General features: G+C 72.4%; 20 protein-coding genes. 17 read left to right on the forward strand and 3 right to left on the reverse strand.

Annotation, left to right across the window (positions count from 1 at the left end):
- The first annotated feature begins 49 nt into the window (after positions 1-49).
- From rfbB to ACZ6WH_RS00960, 8 genes are all read left to right on the forward strand, one after another.
- Positions 50-1,018: a dTDP-glucose 4,6-dehydratase gene (gene rfbB, locus ACZ6WH_RS00925; protein WP_469725004.1), complete on the forward strand. Its 969-nt coding sequence runs from the start codon at positions 50-52 to the stop codon at positions 1,016-1,018.
- Entirely contained in the window at positions 1,006-1,905 is a 900-nt protein-coding gene (gene rfbD / locus ACZ6WH_RS00930; RefSeq protein WP_469725006.1) for a dTDP-4-dehydrorhamnose reductase, read from the forward strand. Before rfbB ends, rfbD begins: the two co-directional genes overlap by 13 nt.
- 21 nt (positions 1,906-1,926) lie before the next feature.
- Positions 1,927-2,562: a dTDP-4-dehydrorhamnose 3,5-epimerase family protein gene (locus ACZ6WH_RS00935; RefSeq protein ID WP_469725008.1), complete on the forward strand. Its 636-nt coding sequence runs from the start codon at positions 1,927-1,929 to the stop codon at positions 2,560-2,562.
- Positions 2,559-3,617 (forward strand): FecCD family ABC transporter permease, encoded by a 1,059-nt coding sequence (locus ACZ6WH_RS00940; RefSeq protein ID WP_469725010.1) that lies wholly within the window; start codon positions 2,559-2,561, stop codon positions 3,615-3,617. Before ACZ6WH_RS00935 ends, ACZ6WH_RS00940 begins: the two co-directional genes overlap by 4 nt.
- Positions 3,614-4,699: a FecCD family ABC transporter permease gene (locus ACZ6WH_RS00945; protein WP_469725011.1), complete on the forward strand. Its 1,086-nt coding sequence runs from the start codon at positions 3,614-3,616 to the stop codon at positions 4,697-4,699. The genes ACZ6WH_RS00940 and ACZ6WH_RS00945 overlap by 4 nt, the downstream gene beginning before the upstream one ends.
- A 156-nt stretch (positions 4,700-4,855) precedes the next feature.
- Entirely contained in the window at positions 4,856-5,782 is a 927-nt protein-coding gene (locus ACZ6WH_RS00950) for a LysR family transcriptional regulator (RefSeq protein ID WP_432850723.1), read from the forward strand.
- Between the two features lie 70 nt (positions 5,783-5,852).
- Positions 5,853-7,214 carry a histidinol dehydrogenase gene (gene hisD, locus ACZ6WH_RS00955; RefSeq protein ID WP_469725013.1) on the forward strand — a complete coding sequence of 454 codons (1,362 nt, stop codon included), beginning with the start codon at positions 5,853-5,855 and terminating at the stop codon, positions 7,212-7,214.
- Positions 7,215-7,280: 66 nt separating this feature from the next.
- Complete coding sequence (locus ACZ6WH_RS00960; RefSeq protein WP_469725014.1) at positions 7,281-8,744, forward strand: amino acid permease; 1,464 nt, start codon at positions 7,281-7,283, stop codon at positions 8,742-8,744.
- 20 nt (positions 8,745-8,764) lie between these two features.
- On the opposite strand, the gene ACZ6WH_RS00965 is transcribed toward ACZ6WH_RS00960, so the two are convergent.
- The gene (locus ACZ6WH_RS00965) at positions 8,765-9,763 is read right to left on the reverse strand and encodes a LacI family DNA-binding transcriptional regulator (protein ID WP_432850717.1); all 999 of its coding nucleotides are present in this window, start codon (positions 9,761-9,763) and stop codon (positions 8,765-8,767) included.
- 225 nt (positions 9,764-9,988) lie between these two features.
- On the opposite strand from ACZ6WH_RS00965, the gene ACZ6WH_RS00970 reads away from it, so the two are divergent.
- The 6 genes from ACZ6WH_RS00970 to ACZ6WH_RS00995 all read left to right on the forward strand — a co-directional run bounded on the left by ACZ6WH_RS00970 (position 9,989) and on the right by ACZ6WH_RS00995 (position 16,285).
- On the forward strand, positions 9,989-11,125 hold the full coding sequence (locus ACZ6WH_RS00970) for a cupin domain-containing protein (protein WP_432850715.1): 1,137 nt from the start codon (positions 9,989-9,991) through the stop codon (positions 11,123-11,125).
- Positions 11,125-11,898 (forward strand): alpha/beta fold hydrolase, encoded by a 774-nt coding sequence (locus tag ACZ6WH_RS00975; RefSeq protein ID WP_469725016.1) that lies wholly within the window; start codon positions 11,125-11,127, stop codon positions 11,896-11,898. The genes ACZ6WH_RS00970 and ACZ6WH_RS00975 overlap by 1 nt, the downstream gene beginning before the upstream one ends.
- Positions 11,899-12,094: 196 nt before the next feature.
- Positions 12,095-12,868, forward strand: coding sequence for an SDR family NAD(P)-dependent oxidoreductase (locus tag ACZ6WH_RS00980; protein WP_469725017.1), 774 nt, complete (start codon positions 12,095-12,097; stop codon positions 12,866-12,868).
- Positions 12,865-13,668 carry an HpcH/HpaI aldolase family protein gene (locus ACZ6WH_RS00985; protein WP_469725018.1) on the forward strand — a complete coding sequence of 268 codons (804 nt, stop codon included), beginning with the start codon at positions 12,865-12,867 and terminating at the stop codon, positions 13,666-13,668. Before ACZ6WH_RS00980 ends, ACZ6WH_RS00985 begins: the two co-directional genes overlap by 4 nt.
- 156 nt (positions 13,669-13,824) lie before the next feature.
- Positions 13,825-15,171, forward strand: a complete 1,347-nt coding sequence (locus ACZ6WH_RS00990) for an MFS transporter (RefSeq protein WP_469725019.1) — start codon at positions 13,825-13,827, stop codon at positions 15,169-15,171.
- Between the two features lie 115 nt (positions 15,172-15,286).
- Positions 15,287-16,285: a nuclear transport factor 2 family protein gene (locus tag ACZ6WH_RS00995; protein ID WP_469725021.1), complete on the forward strand. Its 999-nt coding sequence runs from the start codon at positions 15,287-15,289 to the stop codon at positions 16,283-16,285.
- A 106-nt stretch (positions 16,286-16,391) separates the two neighbouring features.
- Here ACZ6WH_RS00995 and ACZ6WH_RS01000 read toward each other — a convergent pair whose 3' ends face one another.
- Positions 16,392-17,108 (reverse strand): response regulator, encoded by a 717-nt coding sequence (locus ACZ6WH_RS01000; protein ID WP_469725023.1) that lies wholly within the window; start codon positions 17,106-17,108, stop codon positions 16,392-16,394.
- Between the two features lie 75 nt (positions 17,109-17,183).
- Here ACZ6WH_RS01000 and ACZ6WH_RS01005 point away from each other — a divergent pair, with 75 nt between their 5' ends.
- Positions 17,184-17,720 carry a VOC family protein gene (locus ACZ6WH_RS01005; protein WP_469725025.1) on the forward strand — a complete coding sequence of 179 codons (537 nt, stop codon included), beginning with the start codon at positions 17,184-17,186 and terminating at the stop codon, positions 17,718-17,720.
- Positions 17,713-18,516, forward strand: coding sequence for a MerR family transcriptional regulator (locus ACZ6WH_RS01010; protein ID WP_469725027.1), 804 nt, complete (start codon positions 17,713-17,715; stop codon positions 18,514-18,516). The genes ACZ6WH_RS01005 and ACZ6WH_RS01010 overlap by 8 nt, the downstream gene beginning before the upstream one ends.
- Before the next feature lie 15 nt (positions 18,517-18,531).
- Here the strand turns inward: ACZ6WH_RS01010 and ACZ6WH_RS01015 are convergent, their stop codons facing one another.
- Positions 18,532-19,722, reverse strand: coding sequence for a sensor histidine kinase (locus tag ACZ6WH_RS01015; protein ID WP_469725029.1), 1,191 nt, complete (start codon positions 19,720-19,722; stop codon positions 18,532-18,534).
- Positions 19,723-19,942: 220 nt separating this feature from the next.
- Between ACZ6WH_RS01015 and ACZ6WH_RS01020 the strand changes: the two genes are divergently transcribed.
- Positions 19,943-20,692: an ABC transporter ATP-binding protein gene (locus ACZ6WH_RS01020; protein WP_469725031.1), complete on the forward strand. Its 750-nt coding sequence runs from the start codon at positions 19,943-19,945 to the stop codon at positions 20,690-20,692.
- Positions 20,693-20,715 lie beyond the last annotated feature (23 nt).

Consider the following 20,715-nt stretch of genomic DNA (forward strand, 5'->3'; position numbering starts at 1 on the left):
TCCCGCACCGGCCGCAGCCGCCGCTGCACGCACCGCACAGGAGACACCCATGCGCCTACTCGTCACCGGCGGAGCCGGCTTCATCGGCTCCCACTTCGTCCGCTCCCTCGTCGCCGACGGCGCCTCCGCCCACGGCGCGGCCCCCTGCGCCGTCACCGTCCTCGACGCCCTGACCTACGCCGGGAACATCGCCAACCTCGGCGCCGCCCTCGCCGACCCCTGTGTCGACTTCGTCCAGGGCGACATCCGCGACCGCCCCCTGGTGGAAGCCCTCATGGCGGACCACGACGCCGTCGTGCACTTCGCCGCCGAGTCCCATGTGGACCGGTCCATCGCCGACGGCGCCGACTTCGTCTCCACCAACGTCCTGGGCACCCAGACCCTCCTGGCGGCGGCGGTACGCGGCGGCGTCGAGAAGTTCGTCCACGTCTCCACGGACGAGGTGTACGGATCACTCGACGTCGGCTCCTGGAGCGAGGACCAGCCACTCGCCCCCAACTCCCCGTACTCCGCGTCCAAAGCCTCCTCCGACCTGCTCGCGCTCGCCCACCACCGCACCCACGGCCTGGACGTCCGCATCACCCGCTGCTCCAACAACTACGGCCCGTACCAGCACCCGGAGAAGGTCATCCCGCTCTTCACCACCCGGCTCCTCACCGGCGGCCGGATACCCCTCTACGGCGACGGCCGGCACAGCCGCGACTGGCTGCACGTCGACGACCACTGCCGCGCCCTCCGCCTCGTACTGAACGGCGGCCGCCCCGGCGAGATCTACAACATCGGCGGCGGCACCGAACTCACCAACCGCGAACTGACCGGGTACCTGCTCAAGGAGTGCGGTGCGTCCTGGTCCAGCGTCGACCACGTCACCGACCGCAAGGGCCACGACCGGCGCTACTCCGTCGACTGCTCCAAGATCCGCGACGAACTCGGCTACCGGCCGCAGCACACCTTCGAGGACGGCATCGCCGACACCATCGCCTGGTACCGCGCGAACGAGAGCTGGTGGCGACAGTGAACCGATGGCTGGTCACCGGCGCCGCCGGCATGCTCGGACAGGAGGTGTGCGAGGCGCTGACCGAGGCGGGCCACGCCGTACTTCCCCTCGCCCGCACCGACCTCGACCTCACCCACCCCGGCGCCGTCACCCGCACCCTCCACCGCGCGCGCCCGTCCGTGGTCGTCAACTGCGCCGCCTGGACCGATGTCGACGCGGCGGAACACGCCGAGGCCGACGCGCTCCGCATCAACGGTGCCGGTGTGCGCACCCTGGCCCGGGCCTGCGCCACCGTCGTCGCCCGCCTGCTGCACGTCTCCACCGACTACGTCTTCGCCGGGGACACCGATGTGTCCCGCGCCGAGGACGCCGCACCGGACCCGCGTACGGCATACGGCCGCACCAAACTGGCCGGGGAACGGGCGGTCCTGGAGGAGCTGCCGCACCTCGGCACCGTCGTGCGCACCGGATGGCTCTACGGACGCCACGGCCCCAACTTCGTCACCACCATGCTCCGCGAGGCGGCGGCGGGCGAGCGCGTACGCGTCGTCGACGACCAGCACGGACAGCCGACCTGGGCACGTGATGTGGCCGAGGCGCTCATCGGCCTCGGCACCCTGCCCGACCGGCTCGCCCGGGGCGTCTTCCACGCGACCTCCGCGGGCCGCACCACCTGGCACGGCCTGGCCCGGCACGTCTACCGGGCCGCAGGCGCCGACCCCGGGCTGGTCGATGCCTGCTCCACCGCCGAACTGGGCCGCCCCGCACCCCGCCCGGCCCACTCCCACCTCAGCCACCGCCGCTGGGCACTGACCGGCCTGCCCGCGCCACGCGCCTGGGAGGACGCCCTCGAAGCCGCCCTGCCCGCACTCGGCGTCCCGCCCGTCCCCGCAGCACGACACCACTGACAGCACACGAGGAGGACCACCATGCGCCCCTTGAGCATCGAAGGAGCCTGGGTCCGCACACCCACCGTCCACCGCGACGGCCGCGGCAGCTTCCACGAGTGGTTCCGCGACGACGAGTTCCGCGCCGCCTGTGGCCACCCGGCCGCCCTCGCGCAGGCCAACTGCTCGGTCTCCGGCCGCGGCAGCCTGCGCGGCATCCACTTCGCCGACGTACCCCCCGGCCAGGCCAAGTTCATCACCTGCCTCCGCGGCGCCGTTCTCGACGTCGTCGTCGACCTGCGCGTGGGATCGCCCGGCTTCGGCACCTGGGAGGCGGTGCGCCTGGAAGCGGACAAGGGCGAGGCGGTCTCTCTCTCCGAAGGGCTGGGCCACGCCTTCCTCGCCCTGACCGACGACGCCACCGTGGTGTACCTGTGCTCCACACCGTACCGCCCGCGCAACGAACACACCGTGCACCCGTTCGACCCCCGCCTCGCCATCGACTGGCCGGCGGACATCACACCGCAACTGTCCGACCGCGACGCCGCGGCCCCCACCCTCGCCGAGGCGGAGGAGCGGGGCATCCTGCCCTCGTACACCGAATGCACCCGGTACCGGGCCGCCCGCGCCGCCGAAGCGGCCGTCCCCGTCGTCGCCGCGCACAGGCCACGCCCGTGACCGCCCGCGTCACCCCCGGGCCCGCGGTCGCACCGGCCGCGGGGGAACCGGCCCCCACCCGACGGAAACGCTCCCGCCGCGTGCTCGGGCTGGGCCTCGGCGTCGTCCTGCTCGTGGCGGCCCTGGCGGTCTCGCTCGCCGTGGGCACCCGGCAGATCCCGCTCGACCAGGTGTGGACCGCGCTCTTCGACCCGGCCCACACCGAGAACGACGCCATCGTGCGCCGGCTGCGCCTGCCCCGCACCCTCATCGGTGCGGCGGTGGGCGCGGCCCTCGGCCTCGCCGGCGCCGTGATGCAGACACTGACCCGCAACCCGCTCGCCGACCCCGGACTGCTCGGCGTCAACGCGGGCGCCTCGGCCGCCGTCGTCACCGCGATCAGCGTCCTCGGCATCGACAGCTTCAACGGCTACCTCTGGTTCGCGCTCGCGGGCGCCGCCCTGGCCGCCGTACTCGTCAACGCCCTCGGCGGCAGCCGCGCCGCGACACCCGTACGGCTCGCGCTGGCCGGCACCGCGGTCAACGCCGCGCTGTTCGGCTACGTCAACGGCCTCCAGCTCGTCGACCTCGCCACCCTGGACCGGATGCGCCACTGGACCGCCGGCACCCTCGCGGGCCGCGCCCCGGACGCACTGTGGCGGGTCCTGCCGCTGCTCGCGCTCGGTGCCCTGCTCGCGTTCGCCCTCGCCCGCCCGCTCGGCGCGCTGTCCCTCGGAGACGACACGGCCCGCGCGCTCGGCTCCCACCCGGGTCACACGCGGATCCTCTCCATCGCGGCCATCACCCTGCTGTGCGGCAGTGCCACCGCCGTGTGCGGCCCCATCGGCTTCATCGGCCTGATGATCCCGCACGCCGTCCGCCCGCTCAGCGGCCCCGACCCGCGCTGGCTGCTGCCCTACTCCGCGCTGTACGCACCGACGTTGATGCTCGTCTCCGACGTCGTCGGCCGCGTCGTCGTCCCGCCCTCCGAGATCGAGGTCAGCATCGTCACGGCGTTCCTCGGCGGCCTCCTCTTCATCCACCTCGTGCGCCGACGGAAGGCAGTCCAACTGTGAGCACCGCCAACAGGGCGACCGGCAGCCGTACGGCACACCCACGCGCACACCTCGCGCGGGACCACGTCCGGCTGGGCATGTGGTCGCTGCGGTTCGGGCGCCGCGCCGTCCTGGTCTCCCTCGTCCTCTGCCTCGTCTCCCTCAGCGCCGCCGTGCTCGCCATCGGCACCGGCCGGTTCGCCATCGACCCGGTGGACGTGCTGCGGACCCTGGCCGGCGGCGGACCGCCGGGCGCGGAGTTCATCGTCATGGACCTCCGCCTGCCGCGCGCCCTGGACGGACTGCTCGTGGGCTTCGCGATGGGCATGGCAGGCGCCGTCTTCCAGTCCCTCACCCGCAACCCGCTCGGCAGCCCCGACATCACCGGATTCGGCAACGGCGCCTCCGCAGGCGCACTGGTCGCCATCATCCTCTTCGACTCGGGCACCCTGCAGACGGCCCTCGGCGCCGTCGGCGGCGGCCTGGCCACAGCCGCCGCCGTGTACCTGCTGGCCTGGAAACGAGGCGTGCACGGCTACCGGCTCGTGCTGGTCGGCATCGGCGCCTCCGCCGTCCTCGGATCGCTGACCAGCTTCCTCTTCGTACGGGCCGACATCGGCAAGGCCGCCCAGGCCGCCACCTGGATGGTCGGCTCCCTCAACGGACGCGACTGGGGCGACGTACGCATCGCCGCCGTCGGACTGCTCCTCCTCGTCCCCGTGGTACTGGCGCACGCGCGCAGGCTCGCCCTGCTGGAGATGGGAGACGACTCCGCGGCCGCACTGGGCATCCCCCCGGAGCGCACCCGCCTGGTCCTGCTCACCACCGCGACCGGACTGACCGCCATGGCCGTCGCCGCGGCCGGCCCCATCCCCTTCGTCGCGCTGGCGGCCCCGCAACTGGCACGCCGGATCACCCGCACCGCCGGCCCCAACCTGCTGCCCGCGGCATGGACCGGCGCCGTCCTGGTCTGCGGCTGCGACTGGGCCACCCAGCGCATTTCGCACTCCGCGCTGCTCCCGGTCGGCGTGGTCACGGGCGTCGCCGGCGGGGCCTACCTCGGCTGGCTGCTGTGGAACGAGCGCACGTCGGGCCGCCTGTAGGGAGCAGCGCCGGGCACTCGGGGCGGGCGCACAGGGCTGTCCTATAGTGCCGCGCATGCGTACAGAAACACCCCGCGGTGCGGCCCTCGCACCGGACGGCCACCACCGCCCCCGCACCCCGGCCGAGCCGCACCTTCCCGCCCGGCGGGCGACGTCATGACGCTGAATCAGCTGCGGGCGTTCGCCGAGGCGGAGCGGCTCGGCTCCTTCACCGCCGCGGCGGCCGCCATGGACATCGCGCAGGCCTCCGTGTCGGAGCTGGTGCGCCGCCTGGAGGAGGAACTCGACGCCGTCCTGTTCGTCCGCGGCAGCCGCCGGCTCGCCCTCACCGCGGCCGGGCGCGAGCTGCTGCCGTACGCGCAGGAAACGCTGCGCGCTGCGGACGGCGGAGCGAAGGCGGTGCGGTCCCTCGGCTCGCTGGGCGGCGGCACCGCCACGTTCGGCGTCCTGCGCAACGCCGACTACTACCTCCTCGCCAACCTCGCGCAGACCTTCCACGCCCGGTACCCCGCCGTCCGCGTACGGCTCGTCGGCCAGAACTCCGCCGAGACCGCCCACGCCGTCGCCGCCGGGAAGATCGAGGCGGGCCTGGTGGTGCTGCCGATCGACGACGAGGGCCTGGTCGTACGGCCGCTCATGCGGGACGAGGTCTTCTACGTCACCGCGGACCCGGAACGCGCAGCGGCGCCCGTGACCATCGAGGCCTTCGCCGCGGCGCCCCTCGTGCTGTACGACGCCCACTACGGCTGGCAGGACCCGACCCGGCGGCAGATCGCCGAGCGCGCCCAGCTGGCCGGCGTCCGGGTGGAACCGCTGATGGAACTGGAACGCGTCGAGGCGGCGCTGAACCTCACCGCCGCCGGGGTGGGCGACACCATCGCCAGCCGAGCGGTGATCGACAGCCCCGGCTTCCCCGCCGGGCTGCGCACCGCGCCCTTCGCCGAGCCGCTCTACGACACCATCGCCCTGGTCAGGCGGCGGGGCCACCCCCTGTCCCGGGCCACCCGGGAGCTCGCCCGCCTCGCGGAGGACACCATCCGCGAGCTCCGTGACGAGGCGCAGCGGGTGACGCAGGAGCCATAGGGAAAGCCTGTGGGAAGCCCAGGAATCACTCCTCTGGTCCTGTGGCGGAGCCGCGTCTACCGTCCCTGACATGCAGATCACGCACCACGAAGCGCAAGCACTCGCCCCGTTCCAGTGGCTCAAGAAGCCGGCCGTCGACGGCCCTCCCGCGCAGCGCGACCCCAAGGTCGTCGAGCGCGTATCGGAGATGCTCTCCACCATCGAGCGCAAGGGCCTCGACGCCGTACGCGCCTACGCCGAGGAGCTCGACGGCTGGTCCGGGAAGCTGGAGATCGGCGCCGAGGAGCTGAAGAAGTCCGGCGACGCGCTCCCGCCCGACGTCCGCACCGCGCTCGAAATGGGCTACGAGCGGACGAACCGCTTCGCCACCGCTCAGCGCGAGCACCTGACCGACTTCGAGATCGAGCTCGCCCCCGGAGTGCGGGGCGGCCAGCGGTACGTCCCCGTCACCCGGGTCGGCGCCTACCTCCCGGCCGGCCGCTTCCCCCTGCTGGCCAGCGCCTTCATGACCGTCGGCGTGGCGAAGGCCGCCGGGGTGCCCACCGTCGTGGCATGCACCCCGCCCTCGGGTGAGCACGGTGCGCACCCGGCCGTGCTGTACGGCGCCTACCTCTCGCAGGCCGACCGGGTCTTCGCGGTCGGCGGCGTGCAGGCCCTGGGCGCGATGGCCTTCGGGCTGCTCGGCGAGGCCCCCGTCGACATGCTCGTCGGCGCCGGCAACGCCTTCGTCACCGAGGCGAAGCGGCAGCTCTTCGGGCAGGTCGGCATCGACCTGCTGGCCGGCCCCTCCGAGGTCGCCGCCATCGCCGACGACACCGCCGACCCGGCCTGGGTCGCCGCTGACCTGCTCGGCCAGGCCGAGCACGGGCCGAACTCGCCGGCCGCGCTGATCACCACCTCCGAGGAGCTGGGCCGCAAGGTCATCGCCGAGGTCGACCGGCAGCTCGAAACCCTCACCACCCGGGAGATCGCCGGCGCCGCCTGGCGCGACTACGGCTCCGTCATCGTCGTCCGCGACGCCGCCGAGGCCGTCGCCGTGTCCGACGTCCTCGGCCCCGAGCACCTGGAGATCCAGACCGAGGACGACGACTTCTACCTCCGGAACCTGACCAACTACGGGTCGCTGTTCATCGGCCCGTGGAGCACGGTGGCCTACTCCGACAAGGGCATCGCCGGCACCAACCACGTACTGCCGACCGGCAAGACGGCCCGGTACAACGCCGGGCTCTCGGTATCCCGCTTCCTCAAGCCGCTGACCTACCAGCGGGCCGCCAAGGAAGGCACGGCAGCGCTGGCCCCGGCCGTCGAGCGGATCTCCGCCTTCGAGGGCCTCGCAGCGCACGGCGCCACCGCTACCCTGCGCATCGACGAGATCGGCCGGCGTTCGGGCGCCTTCGACTCCGTCCCCGCGGCCCTGCGCGACCAGCTGTAGCCTCGTCCGCCCCGCCTCCGCGGCAACCGGGAGGCGGGGCCCGTCACACGTCCCGAGGACCACCCCATGCCACACGAGTCACCCGTCCCACCGCCATCCGGCGAACCCGGCAGAGCAGAGCTCACCCAGGGGCTCAAGGGCCGCCAGATCACCATGATCTCCATCGGCGGTGTGATCGGAGCCGGCCTGTTCGTCGGTTCGTCCACCGCCGTCGCCACCGCCGGACCCGCCGTCATCCTCGCGTTCCTTGCCGCCGCCGCGCTGGTGGTCCTGGTCATGCAGATGCTCGGCGAGATGGCCGTCGCCAACCCCGACACCGGCTCCTTCTCCACCTACGCCGACCGGGCGCTGGGACGCTGGGCGGGATTCTCCATCGGCTGGCTCTACTGGTGGTTCTACGTCCTCGTCATCCCCATCGAAGCCATCGCAGCGGGCGAGGTCCTCGGCGGCATGGCCGGGGTGCCGACCTGGATCCCCACCTTCGCGGTCATCGCCGTACTGGCGGGCACCAACCTGCTCGCCGTCCGCAACTACGGCGAGTTCGAGTACTGGTTCGCGCTGTTGAAGGTCATCGCGATCGTGGGCTTCCTAGTCCTCGGCCTCCTCGCGGTGTTCGGCGTGCTGCCGGGCTCGGGCACCAGCGGGGTGTCGAACCTCTGGAGCAACGGCGGATTCGCGCCCAAGGGCGGCATCGCCGTACTCGCCGCGCTGCTCACCGCGATGTTCAGCTTCCAGGGCAGCGAGATCGTCACCATCGCCGCCGCCGAGTCGGAGGACCCGAAGAAGAACATCAAGAAGGCCATCAAGGCCGTCGTCTGGCGGCTCGGCCTCTTCTACATCGGGTCGATCTTCCTCGTGGTCAGCCTGGTGCCGTGGAACGCCGACGGGCTGGCCAACGGCTCCTACCAGGCCGTCCTGGAGCGCATGAACGTCCCGGGCGCCCGCCAGATCATGGACGTGGTGGTCGTCATCGCGGTCTGCAGCTGCCTGAACTCGGCCATCTACACCGCCTCCCGCATGGCCTTCTCCCTCGCCAGGCGCGGGGACGCCCCGGCGGCCTTCGCGACCGTCTCGCGCGGCGGCGTACCCCGCAACGCGGTCGCCGCCTCCACCGTCGTCGGCGTCGTCGCGGTGACCGCCAACTACGTCGTACCGCAGGTCTTCACGTATCTGCTGGCGTCCAGCGGTGCGATCGCCCTGATGATGTACCTGGTCATCGCGGTCACCCAGTACGCCACCCGGCGCCGGCAGGAGGAGCCCGCAGAGGTGCGGATGTGGCTCTTCCCGTACCTCACCGTGGCCACGATCGTGTTCATCGCGGGAGTGCTGGTGCTCATGGCGATCCTCCCCGGGCACCGCCTGGAACTGTGGCTCTCGTTCGGCCTCGCCGCGGTCCTCGTCACCATGGGCATGCGGCTCCAGCGCAAGTACGGCAGCGGCACCGGCCCCGGCCACTCCGACGGTGCGGAACCGCCGGACGCCGGCGCCCATGACCCGGCCGCCCGGCACGAGACCGCGCCGCAGCGCTGACCGGCGATCCGGCGAGTGGTTCAGTGCAGACGCGCGTGGGTCGCCCGGGGGACGAATTCGGTCGGCAGGACGAGGCGTTCACCGGCCGGATCGGCCTCCCCGGTGATCCGGCGCACCAGCAGGCGCGCCGCCTGGCGGGCCAGCTCCCGCAGGTCGTGGCGGACCGTGGTCAGGCGGAACACCTCCCAGTCCGCCATCGGGAGGTCGTCGAAGCCGATCACCGTCAGGTCGTCCGGCACCCGAAGCCCGGCCGCGATGGCGGCGTTGAGCACGCCGATGGCGACCACGTCGTTGCCGCAGAAGACGGCGGTGGGCGGCTCGTCGGCGGCCAGCAGCCGGGGGAGTGCGTCGTACCCCGTCGCGTACTCGAAGGCCCCGCGGACGACGCGGCTGTCCGGCAGGCCCAGGCCCGCTTCGGCGAGCGCCAGGCGGAAGCCGAGCTCACGGTCCCGGCCGGTGGTCGTGTTGGGCGAGCCGAAGATGCCGGCGATGCGGCGGTGGCCCAGCTCGGTGAGTACGCCGGCCACGAGCCGGCCGCCGCCCTCGTTGTCCACGACGGAGGCGTAGTCGCCCGGCTGTCCGGTGTCGCGGTTGAGGAACACGTAGGGGATGTCGCGGCGGTCCAGCTGGGCCGGCAGCCGGGACTCGGTGGTCGCGGTCGCCAGGACCACCCCGTCCAGGGACTGGTCCAGGAGCTTCTCGCCCGCCACCGCCTCGTCGGACCGCTCGGTGATCAGCATCATGCGGTAGCCGAGGGCCTGGAGTTCGTCGTGCAGCGGGGCGACGACATGCGGGTAGAACGGGTTCGTCAGATCGGTGACGATCACCCCGATGCGGCGCGTGGCGCGGGTGGACAGGGTGCGTCCCGCCTCGCTGGGGAAGTAGTTCAGCGCCTGCGCGGCCTGCCGGACCTTCTCGCGGGTGGCCGCCGAGACCCGGTGGTCGTCACGGAGCGCACGGGACACCGTGGCCTGCGATACGCCCGCCAGCCTCGCCACATCGTGACTCGTGATCGCCACCCGTCCTCATCCCCTCGCCATGGTCCGCGCGCTGTCCCGCACGGCCATGAGTATACGTATGTACCTTCCGGTGCGGGTGGCGGCCCCAGGGCCCGGCCCCATGGCCCGATCTCGTCAGGCATACGTCTGCAATCGATCCCTGTTGACCCCTTGACAGTGCAGGAGGCGTGGTTGTCAGATCAATGCATACGTATTCCACGGGGAATTCCGAGAGAAGGAGCGACCGTGACCGACGCCGTCGTGACCACCGAAGAACTGGATCGCCGCACGATCCGCCGCAGCGACTTCGTCTCCTGCAACCAGGCCTTCATCGACTGCCGTACGCCGGGCTCGGACCGGAAGGAGAACTACGCGATGATCGGGCCCGGGGTCTCGCAGTCCTCCGGGCAGCACGTCAACCTCCGCCTGCCGCACGGCTTCCAGATCGGCGCCGCGGCGATGCCGAACGGCATCACCAACAACCTCCACCTGCACTACACCGCCGAGGTGTTCGTCTGCACCGAGGGCGAGTACCTGCTGCGCTGGGGCGCCGACGGCACCGAGGGCGAACTGACCCTCAAGGCCGGCGACGTGGCATCCGTCCCCACCTGGATCTTCCGCGGCTTCACCAACACCGGACCGGACGACGGCTGGATGTTCACCGTGCTCGGCATGGACAACACCGGCGGCATCATCTGGGGCCCCTCGGTGCTGCGCGAGGCGGAGGGCCACGGCCTGTACCTCACGGCCGACAACAAGCTCATCGACACGGTCGCCGGCGACGAGGTGCCCGCCGACACCGAGCTGACCAAGCCGATGGCGCAGGAGTACATCGACCGGCTGCGCAGCTACAGCCCCGAGCAGATGAAACGGCGCATCGCGGCCTCCGACGAACTGGTCTGGTCCGACCGCCCCTTCCTCGACAGCACACTGCCCGGCGGCGGAGCGCGGCTGAGCTGCGTCATCGGCTACGGCATGACCGAGGACCTGCACCAGGAGCCCCGGATCCACAACCCGCACGGCCACAACGCCGCCTGGCTGCGCGCCGAGCCCGGCCAGGGTGTCTCGCCGCACCGCCAGCAGGAGACCCAGACGCTGATCGTCAAGGACGGGCTCTGGGAGGTCACACTGAACCGCACCGACCCCGTCTCGGTACGCCTGGGGCCGCGCGACATCCTCTCCGTCCCCGAGGGCGCCTGGCGCACCTTCCGGAACGTGGGGGAGTCGGAGGGCGACGTCCTGATCGTCAACGGCGGCGACGCCCGGGTGCGCCTGGAGTGGGACGAGGAGGTCGTCAAGGCCGCGGCCGACGCCGGTCTCGGCGTCGACCACAACGGCTACGTCGCCCCGTACGCCCTGCTGCCCCGCTCCGCGCGACGCTGATGGCCGGCGCACTTCCGGACGGGGCGCCCGGCCCGCTGCCGCTCGTGGTGGTGCCCGGCATGCTGTGCGACCACGGCCTCTGGTCCGGCGTGGCGTTCCCCGAGCACCACCAGGTCCGGCACGTCGCACTGACCCGGCCGGACATCGGCCGGCAGGCGGAAGAGGTGCTGTCGGCGGTACCCGGCCCCTTCGTCCTCGTGGGGCTCAGCCTCGGGGCGATCGTCGGCTTCGAGGTGCTGCGCCGGGCGCCCGAGCGGGTCGCGGGCTTCTGCGCGATGTCGACGAACGCGGGGGCCCCGCGCCCCGAGCAGTACGCCGCCTGGCGTGCCATGGACGGGCTGATCGCCGAGGGCCGCTTCGAGGAAGCCGTTGCGCAGACGCTGCCCGGCATGTTCGATGTGCCCGCCCCGCCGCCCGAACTGGCCTCCCGCTACCGGGACATGGCGTACCGGGTCGGCCCGGACGCCGCCCGCGCCCAGCTCGCCGCCCAGGCCACCCGCTCGGACGCGCACGACGCACTGCGCACCGCCCGCTGCCCCGTGACCGTCCTGTACGGCACACGGGACGCGCTGTGCCCGCCGGACTTCCACCGCGCGATCGCCGACGCCGCACCGGACGCCCGGCTGACCGCGGTCCCCGGCGCCGGTCACCTGCTGCCGGTCCAGCAGCCAGCGCCCGTCACCACCGCGCTGCGCGCCCTGGTCGCGGCGGCGGAAGGGGCCCGGCCGGCACCCCGTACACCCGGCGGCGCCTCGGCGTTCCGACCCAGTTGACCTGCGGTTTCGCCGCTCGCGCCGGCCCCCGTCCGAGCACCCCCTGCCCACCGCCCGCACAACGCCACCGCTTTCCGCACCCCTGCTTCCGCACCCGAGGAGAGTCCGTCATGCTCCGATGTCCACCACCCACCGAACCCACCGGAGAGGCGGGCGTCCACAACGGCACACCGCCGCGTCACACCGGAGGTGCCGCATGACGGCCGCGGCGGGGCCGCTGGCCGGGCGTACCGCACTCGTCAGCGGTGGCGGCAGCGGACTGGGGGCCGCCATCACCCAGGCCCTGCTGGCGGATGGCGCGCGAGTGGTGATCACCGGCCGCAACGAGCGCGCCCTGAAAGAGACCGCCGCGCGGCTCGGCCCCGGCGTCTTCCCCCGCGTGTGCGACGTGTCCGACCCGTCCGAGGTGGCCGCGCTCGCCGACGGCCTCGCCGGTGAGGAGATCTCGGTCCTCGTCAACAACGCCGGCATCGCGGGACCGGTGGCCCCGCTGACCGAGATCCGGGCGGACGACTGGGACGAGGTCTTCGCGGTCAACGTCCGCGGTGTGTTCTTGATGTGCCGCGCCTTCCTGCCCGCCATGACGGCGCGCGGCGCGGGCGACGTCATCAACATCGCCTCGGTGTCGGGGAAGCGGCCGCTGTTGCGCCGCACCCCCTACTGCGCGTCGAAGATGGCGGTCATCGGCCTCACCACGACGCTCGCGGGCGAGGTGGGCCCGCAGGGCGTCACGGTGAACTCGCTCTCGCCCGGCCCGGTCTCCGGCCCCCGGATGGCGCGCAACTTCCGGCTGGAGGCGGAGCGGACCGGCAGCAGTTACGAGGAGGCCGAAGCGGCCTTCGTGTCCCGGTCGGCGCTCGGCCGGATGGTCACCGAGGAAGAAGTGGGGGCCGCCGTGACGGCGATGCTGCGGATGCCGGGCCTGTGCGGTGCCGACATCGACCTGTCCGCGGGGATGGTGGCGCGATGACGGACGCGACGGAGGGGCGCCCGGCACCGCGGCCGCGTCCCTCGCTCAGACAGCGGCTGGCCGCGGGGGAGCGGCTGTACGGCGCGCTGTTCCGGCTGCCGTCGGAGACGCTGGTGGAGATGGCGGGGGTGGCGGGCCTCGACTACGTGGTCATCGACTGCGAGCACGGTCCGGCCGACACGACGGCGCTCCAGCACCATCTGACCGCGGCCGCCGCGCAGGGCATCGACGTACTCGTCCGGGTCGGTTCCGCCGAGCCCGCGCTCGCCCTGCGCTGCCTGGACCTGGGGGCGGCCGGGATCATCCATCCGCACATCGACAGCGCGGCGGACGCCCGGCGGGCGGTGGCGGGGGACCGTTATCCACCGCTGGGGGAGCGGGGGTTCGCCACGTACAGCAGGGCGGGCCGTTTTGGTACGGTCACCGCGGCCGAGCATCTGGCGGCGGCGGAAGAGACCCTGGTCGTCGCGATGGTGGAGACGGCGCGGGCCTGTGCGGCGGCCCCGGAGATCGTCGCGACGGAAGGCGTCGACGCGGTCCTGGTCGGCCCTGCCGACCTGGCCGTGGACTGCGGCTTCCCGCCGAAGGAGACCCTCGACGGGCTCATCGCCGCGACGTACCGGGCGGCGCACGATGCCGGTACCGCGGTCATGTCCATCGTGCCCGGCATCGCCGCCGCCAGGGCCGCCGAACGGGCCGGGGCCCAGCTGGTGCTCTACAACGCGGCGCAGGTCCTGATGGACACCTTCCGGGCCCTCACCGCGCCCGGTGCCGAGGCGGCCGGAGAAGACGGCCGCTGACCCGCGTCACACCTCTTGACGCTCCCCACCGCCCTCTCTAGTGTCGGCGCATCGCATTTCATACGTATGCACATCGCGTGTGCATACCTCGCACGTACCTCCCCCCACCGCCCTGTGAACCCCCTCTGACTCCCCCATCGCGCGAACGGAGAAGCCATGTCCGCTGTAGCGCCACCCACAGCTGTCGACGGCACGCAGACCGCCGACCCCGAGAAGCGGAAGGCGATACGCCGGGCCATCGGCGCAGGCAGTATCGGCAATTTCGTGGAACAGTTCGACTACGGGCTCTACGGCTACCTGGCCCCGATCCTCGCCCCCGCCTATTTCCCCGCGAGCAACCCCACCGTCGCGGTGCTCAGCACCTACGCGGTCATCGCGATCGCCTGTCTGTTCCGCCCCCTCGGTGGCAGCCTGGTCGGCCGCTGGGGCGACCGGGTGGGCCGCAAGAAGACGCTGCTGTGGACCATCGTGGTCATGGGCGTGTCCACCGCCATGATCGGCGCGCTGCCGACGTACCACCAGATCGGGCTCGTCGCGCCGCTGCTCCTCCTGGTGATCCGCATCGTCCAGGGCATGGTCTCCGGCGGGGAGTACGTCGGCGCGGTGGCCTTCGTCGTGGAGTGGGCCGAGCCCCACCGGCGCGCCTACTACGCGTCGTACGCCTCGAACAGCTGCTTCTTCGGCATCCTCGCCGGGGCCGGCACCGCGGCGCTGACCAGCGCGGTGTTCCAGGGGGAGGCGCTCGACTCCTACGGCTGGCGCATCCCGTTCCTGCTCGCCCTGCCGCTCAGCGCCGTCGGCGTCTGGCTGCGGAAGCGCATCGAGGAGACCCCCGAGTTCGTCCGCGCCACCGCGGACGGCGCCCAGGTCGTCAAGGCGCCGATCCGCGAGGCGCTCCGGTCCCAGCTGCGGCCGATCCTCGTCTACTGCGGCGTCTCGATCATGCTGGCGATCCTGTCGTACAGCTGGGTCACCTTCTATCCCGAGTACCTCACGGGGACGCTGGGGCTGCCCCGCTGGATGGCGCTGGCGTCCAACGCGATCTCGGTCGCGGTCCTCATCCCGCTGCTGCCGCTCGCCGGCATCCTCTCGGACCGGATCGGCCGCAAACCGATGCTGATCATGGGTGCCGTCGCCTGCATCGTGCTGGTGCCGCTCGCCTTCTACGTCGGCGAACAGGCCACCTTCGGCGCCGCGATCGCGAGCCAACTCATCTACATCATCCCGGAGTTCTTCCTGACCGGCATCGTGACGGTCTGCCTTTCGGAACTCTTCGCGACCCGTACCAGGTTCAGTGCCGGCGCGATGGCGTACAACGCCTCGTTCTCCATCTTCATGGGCATCACGCCCTTCGTGGCGACGCTGCTGGTCTCCTCCTTCGGCACGATCTACGCCGTGTGGGTCTACCTCGCGGCGGCCGCGGTACTGGCCCTCGTCGTGGTGACCTCCTTCATGACGGAGACGTACCGGAGCCACCTGGGCGCGGACAAGTTCGCGCGCTGAGCGCCACCGTCCCGCGGCCCGACGCACCGTCAGGAACCGCGCCGGGCAACCTGATCCGAACCCCCTGACCGACCCCTTCGTGCATACGCATTCATCTCTGGAAAGGAACAGCACCATGGCACTGGATCCCGTCGCCTACCGCCCCTACGAGGACCCCGACGACTTCATCCGCGAGGTCACCGACCGCATCTGGGTCGGCCGGGACATCTCCTACATCGTGGACAACTACGAGCCGGACTCGATCGTCCACACGAGCCTCGGCACCGTCGTCGGCCGCGACGGCGTGATCGAGGGCAGCACGATGCGGATGGGCAGCACGCCGCAGCACATCGGCCAGGCCGAGGACGTGGTGTGGGAGGCCCGCGGGGACGACGCCTTCCTCAGCTCGCACCTGGTCTTCTCCGCCGACGAGCACCTCGTGGACGGCAAGAACGTCCGGATCCGCAAGCGCACCATCCCCAACTGCCTCTACCGCAGGGGCCGGATGGTCGAGGAGTGGGTCGTCCGCGACGAACTCGCCGACTGCCTCCAGCGCGGCCAGGACCCGGACGAGGCGGCCCGTGCCCTGCGCTTCCAGGGCTGGACCGGCTCGATGCTCGACGCGCCGCCGAAGGACGTCCTCGCCGAGGGCGTCAGCGGGCCGCGCCCGGACGACTACCGGCCCGAGTGCGAGATGGTCCTCGAATTCATCGACGAGGTGTGGACTCAGCGCCGGCTGCAGAAGGTCAACGACTTCATGGCGCGGGACCTCTTCCTGCACACGATCGGCGACCGTACCGTCATCCGTCCCGAGCGCTACCAGCGTGACCTGCTGGCCATGGTCGGGCCGTTCCCCGACGCGCGCTTCGAAGTGCGGGACGTGCAGACCAACTACGCCGAGCGGTACGCGGGGCTGCGGGTGGCCGTCATGTGGACGATGCAGGGCACCTACCGCGGCAACCCCGAGTTCGGCCCGCTGACGGGCAAGCCGGTCACCGTGCTGGGCATGTCCCAGTTCCTGATCCAGGGCGGCCGGATCGTGAAGGAGGTCCGGGTCTACGACGAGATCGCGCTCCGGGCGCAGATCGACAGCACCCGCAGCGACGGCCCGTCCGTCGACGCCAACATCTACTGATCCCGCGACGGACCGACCGCTCAACGGGAAGACGCCTCTCCAGCAGGACGCGAAAGGGCCCGGACTCCCAGGAGTCCGGGCCCTTCCTGTCAGTGCTCCCGCGGCGTCACGGTACGTCCGCGCCGCTGTCGTCGCAGAGGCCGTTCTCCCAGCTCCAGGCGGCGATCTCGACGCGGTTGCGGGCGGCGAGCTTGCGCTGGACGTTGCCGAGGTGCGTCTTGACGGTGGAGAGGGTCACATACAGCTCGGCGGCGATCTCGTCGTTGGTGCGGCCGCGCGCGACGAGGCGTACGACGTCCCGCTCCCGCTCCGTCAGCGGTTCGGACGGTGCGGTGGTCCGGGGCGCGGCGCCCGTGCGGGAACGGGCCGTGGTGCGGGGCGGCTCCGGCGGTGCCATGTGCCGGAGCAGCCGGACGGTGATGGCGGGCGAGATCAGGGAGTTGCCCTTGGCCGCGGCCCGGACGGCCTCGGTCAGCAGGGCGGGGGAGCCGTCCTTGAGGAGGAAGCCGCAGGCGCCGTTGCGCAGCGCCCGGTACACGTACTCGTCGAGGTCGAAGGTGGTGGCGATGAGGACGTGCAGCGGATCGGGGACGTCGGGCCCCGCCAGCAGCCGGGTGGCTTCCAGGCCGTCGAGCTCCGGCATGCGGATGTCGAGCAGGCAGACGTCCGGGCGGTGCGAGCGGGCCAGCTCCACCGCGGCAGCACCGTCCGCCGCCTCCGCCACGACCTGCATGTCCGGCTGGGAATCGAGGATCATGCGGTAGGCGGACCGGATCATCTCCTGGTCGTCGGCAATGAGCACCCGGATCGTCATGCCGTCCATGATGACAGCCCCCGGCAGCGGGATCCGGGGACCCGGCTTGACCCTCACGTCGCGTGAGGCCGGAGAGTCGGGTGCATGAGCGACTACTACAACGCGTTCGAGATCAGCCCCGTGCCCGCTCCCGGCCCGGACGCCGTTCCGCCGGAGCCGTTCCGCGGCATCTACGGCATGCCGGCGTTCCCGACGATCCCCACCGGCGACCTGGCGGCGTCGGTGGACTTCTGGACCCGTGGACTCGGGTTCTTCGAGCTGTTCGCCATCCCCGGCCGGGTGGTGCATCTGCGCCGGTGGGCGTTCCAGGACGTACTCCTCGTCCCGGCGGCGAGCGTTCCGGAGCAGGCGCCGGCGGTGAGCTTCAGTTTCGCGTACGTGCTCAGCCAGGTCGATGCGCTTGTCGAGGCCTGTCGCGCGCTGCGCCCGGACTCGGTCGAGGGCCCACGGGACACCCCCTGGAACACCCGCGACGTGGCGGTGACCACCCCCGAGAACGTACGGATCGTGTGCACCGCGGCGAAGCCCTTCGATCCGGCCGGTCAGGAGGCACGGAACCTTGCAGCCGTCGGGATCACCCCACCGGGCACCGGCCGCGGCGACAATGAGAAGCATGCATGATGCCACCGATGCCGATGGCCTGACCGTCGGTCAGGTCTCGGCGCAGCTGGGCGTGACGGTCCGCGCGCTGCACCACTGGGACGAGATCGGCCTGGCGCGGCCGTCGCTGCGCACGGCTGCCGGATACCGGCTCTACACCGCCGGCGACCTGGAACGCCTGCACCGCATCGTCGTCCACCGTGAGCTCGGTCTCGGCCTGGACAGGATCCGGACCGTCCTGGACGGCCCGGCAGCGGACGTGCCCGGCGCACTGCGCGCGCAGCGCACGCAGGTCGCGGAACGGATCGACCGTCTCCAGCAGCTCGGCGCCGGACTGGACCGGATGATCGAAGCGCACGAGCGCGGCCTGCTGCTCACCGCCGAACAGCAGGCCGCGATCTTCGGCCCCCGGTGGAACCCGGACTGGCCCGCCCAAGCCCGGCAGCGCTACGGAGACACCACGCAGTGGCGGCAGTACGCCGAACGCTCGGCCTCGCGCGGTCCGGAGGAATGGCAGACCATCGCCGACGCCGTCGCCGACTTCGAACGCGCCCTTGGTGAGGCGATGGACTCCGGTGTCGCACCCGGCAGCCCGGCAGCGAACCGGCTCGTCGAGCGGCACCGCGAGGTCTTTGCCTCGTACTTTCCCCTCAGCAGGCAGATGCAGGTGTGTCTCGGCCGCATGTACGAGGCCGATCCGGGGTTCGCCGCCCACTACGACGGCATCCGCACCGGCCTCGCCACGTGGTTCCGTCACCTCGTCGACGCCAGTGCGCGCGCCCACGGCATCGACCCCGACACCGCGACCTGGGAGTAGCGCGACCGGGGACGCCTAGCGGCGTCCGGCCCCCAGCGGCAGGTCCGCGACCACCCGCCAGCCGCCGCCCGCCCCGGGCCCGGCGGTGAAGTGCCCGCCGGCTCCTTCGATCCGTTCGGCCAGGCCGAGCAGGCCGTAGCCGCCGTCGCCCCGCGTGCGGTGACCCGGCCGGGCCGCCCGTCCGTCGTCGGCCACGGTGATCTCCAGGCGGCCCGCGTCCTCGGGGCTCAGCCGTACGTCGACGGTGACGCGGCCCACGTCGACGCCGTGCTTGCGGATGTTGGTCAGGCTCTCCCGGGCCAGCCCGTGCACCGCCGTGGTGACCGCGGGCGGCAGCGTACGGTCCGCCAGCCGCGGGTCGAGGGTCAGCTCCGCCGGCGGGCCGGTCCGGGCGAAGTCCGCGACCAGCGGGCGGATCCGGTCCAGGGTGCCGCCGGGCCGGGTGTCGGCCGGGTCCGCCGAGGTGCGCAGGACGGAGACGATGCCCCGCATCGACTCCATCGCCTCGGAGCCCGCCTCCTCGATCCGGCCGAGCATGGTGTCCAGCTCGGCGGGGGCCGGGGCGTGCCCGGATGCGGTGGCGAACCGTACGGCCTTGGTCTGCGCGACGATCGCGGTGATGTGGTGGGCCACGAAGTCGTGCAGCTCCCGGGCGTACTCCAGACGCTGATCCTGCCGGTCGGCGAGGAGCTCGCGCTCCCGCAGGGTGTCGAGCACGCGCAGGTACAGGCCCAGAACGACCGCCAGCGCCGCGCCGAGAAGGACGACCGGCGCGAGGACGGTGCCGGCCGTTGGCCACTCGGTACCCGGCAGCCGCAGCAGCAGGAGACCGGCGGCGCACGCCGCGGCGGGGACGAGCACCACGGCGCGCAGCAGGGCCATCAGCCGGACGGCACGGGCGGTGAGCAGCAGCAGCGCGCACAGCTCGACCATGCCCGGCGTGTTCTCCGGACGGTGCGTCAGCTGCGTGGTGACCACGGTGAGGACGACCGAGGCGGTCACCGCGACGCCCGCCGCGAGCGGAAAGCGGACGGGCCGTACGACGAGCGCCGCCACGCACAGCGCACCGGTCAGCACGGTGGCCACCGCGGTGGGCACGAAGCCGGTGTTCGCCCCCTCGGCGACGAGCAGGGAGAGCACGGCGGCAGCGGCCAGGAGGAGCAGGGCCTGCTGAAGTACGGAGCGGTTCCGGAACGTGCGGATCATGTCCTCGACGTTACGGCGGACGGGCGCCGCCGGCCTCGGCCTTTCGGTCGACCCGGACGGCCCGCGCACCCCGCAGGCTCGGCAATACGGCTGATCCGCGGGGTGCGGTCGGCGCCGGATGATCGCATCGCGGGCCGATTCCGGTCCGCGCAGCCCTGCCGCGGCGCGCCTCCCGGACCCGTGACGCCGTGCCCCGACCGACCCACTGGAGCGTTCTCCCATGCAGCTGAGCCCTGCCACGGCCGCCGTGGCCACCGCGGCCGGCCTGACCAAGATCTACGGAAGCGATGACACCCGCGTCGTGGCGCTGGACGCCGTCTCGGTGGAGTTCCGGCGCGAGCAGTTCACCGCGATCATGGGACCGTCCGGCTCCGGAAAGTCCACGCTCATGCACTGCATGGCCGGCCTGGACACGGTCTCGCACGGCTCGGCGCGGATCGGCAGCACCGAACTGGGCACGCTGAAGGACAAGGAGCTCACCCGGCTGCGCCGCGAGCGGATCGGCTTCGTCTTCCAGGCGTTCAACCTGCTGCCGACGCTCACCGCGCTGGAGAACATCACACTGCCCCTCAGCATCGCCGGCCGCAGCCCCGACCGGTCGTGGCTGGAGCACATCGTCGCCACGGTCGGGCTCGGCGCCCGGCTGGACCACCGGCCGAACCAGCTCTCCGGTGGCCAGCAGCAGCGCGTCGCGGTGGCCCGCGCCCTGGCCGCCCGGCCCGAGATCGTCTTCGCCGACGAGCCGACCGGCAACCTCGACTCGCGGGCCGGCGCCGAGGTGCTCGGCCTGCTGCGCGGCTCCGTACGGGAGCTGGGCCAGAGCGTCGTGATGGTCACCCACGATCCCCTCGCCGCCTCGTACGCGGACCGGGTGGTCTTCCTCGCCGACGGCCGCATCGTCGACGAACTGGCGCGCCCGGACGCCGACTCGGTGCTGGAGCGCATGAAGGCCCTCGACCACGCCGGCTGACCGCCCGCCCGGCCGCGCCGGCC

It is taken from the genome of Streptomyces sp. NPDC050806 (assembly GCF_055586425.1).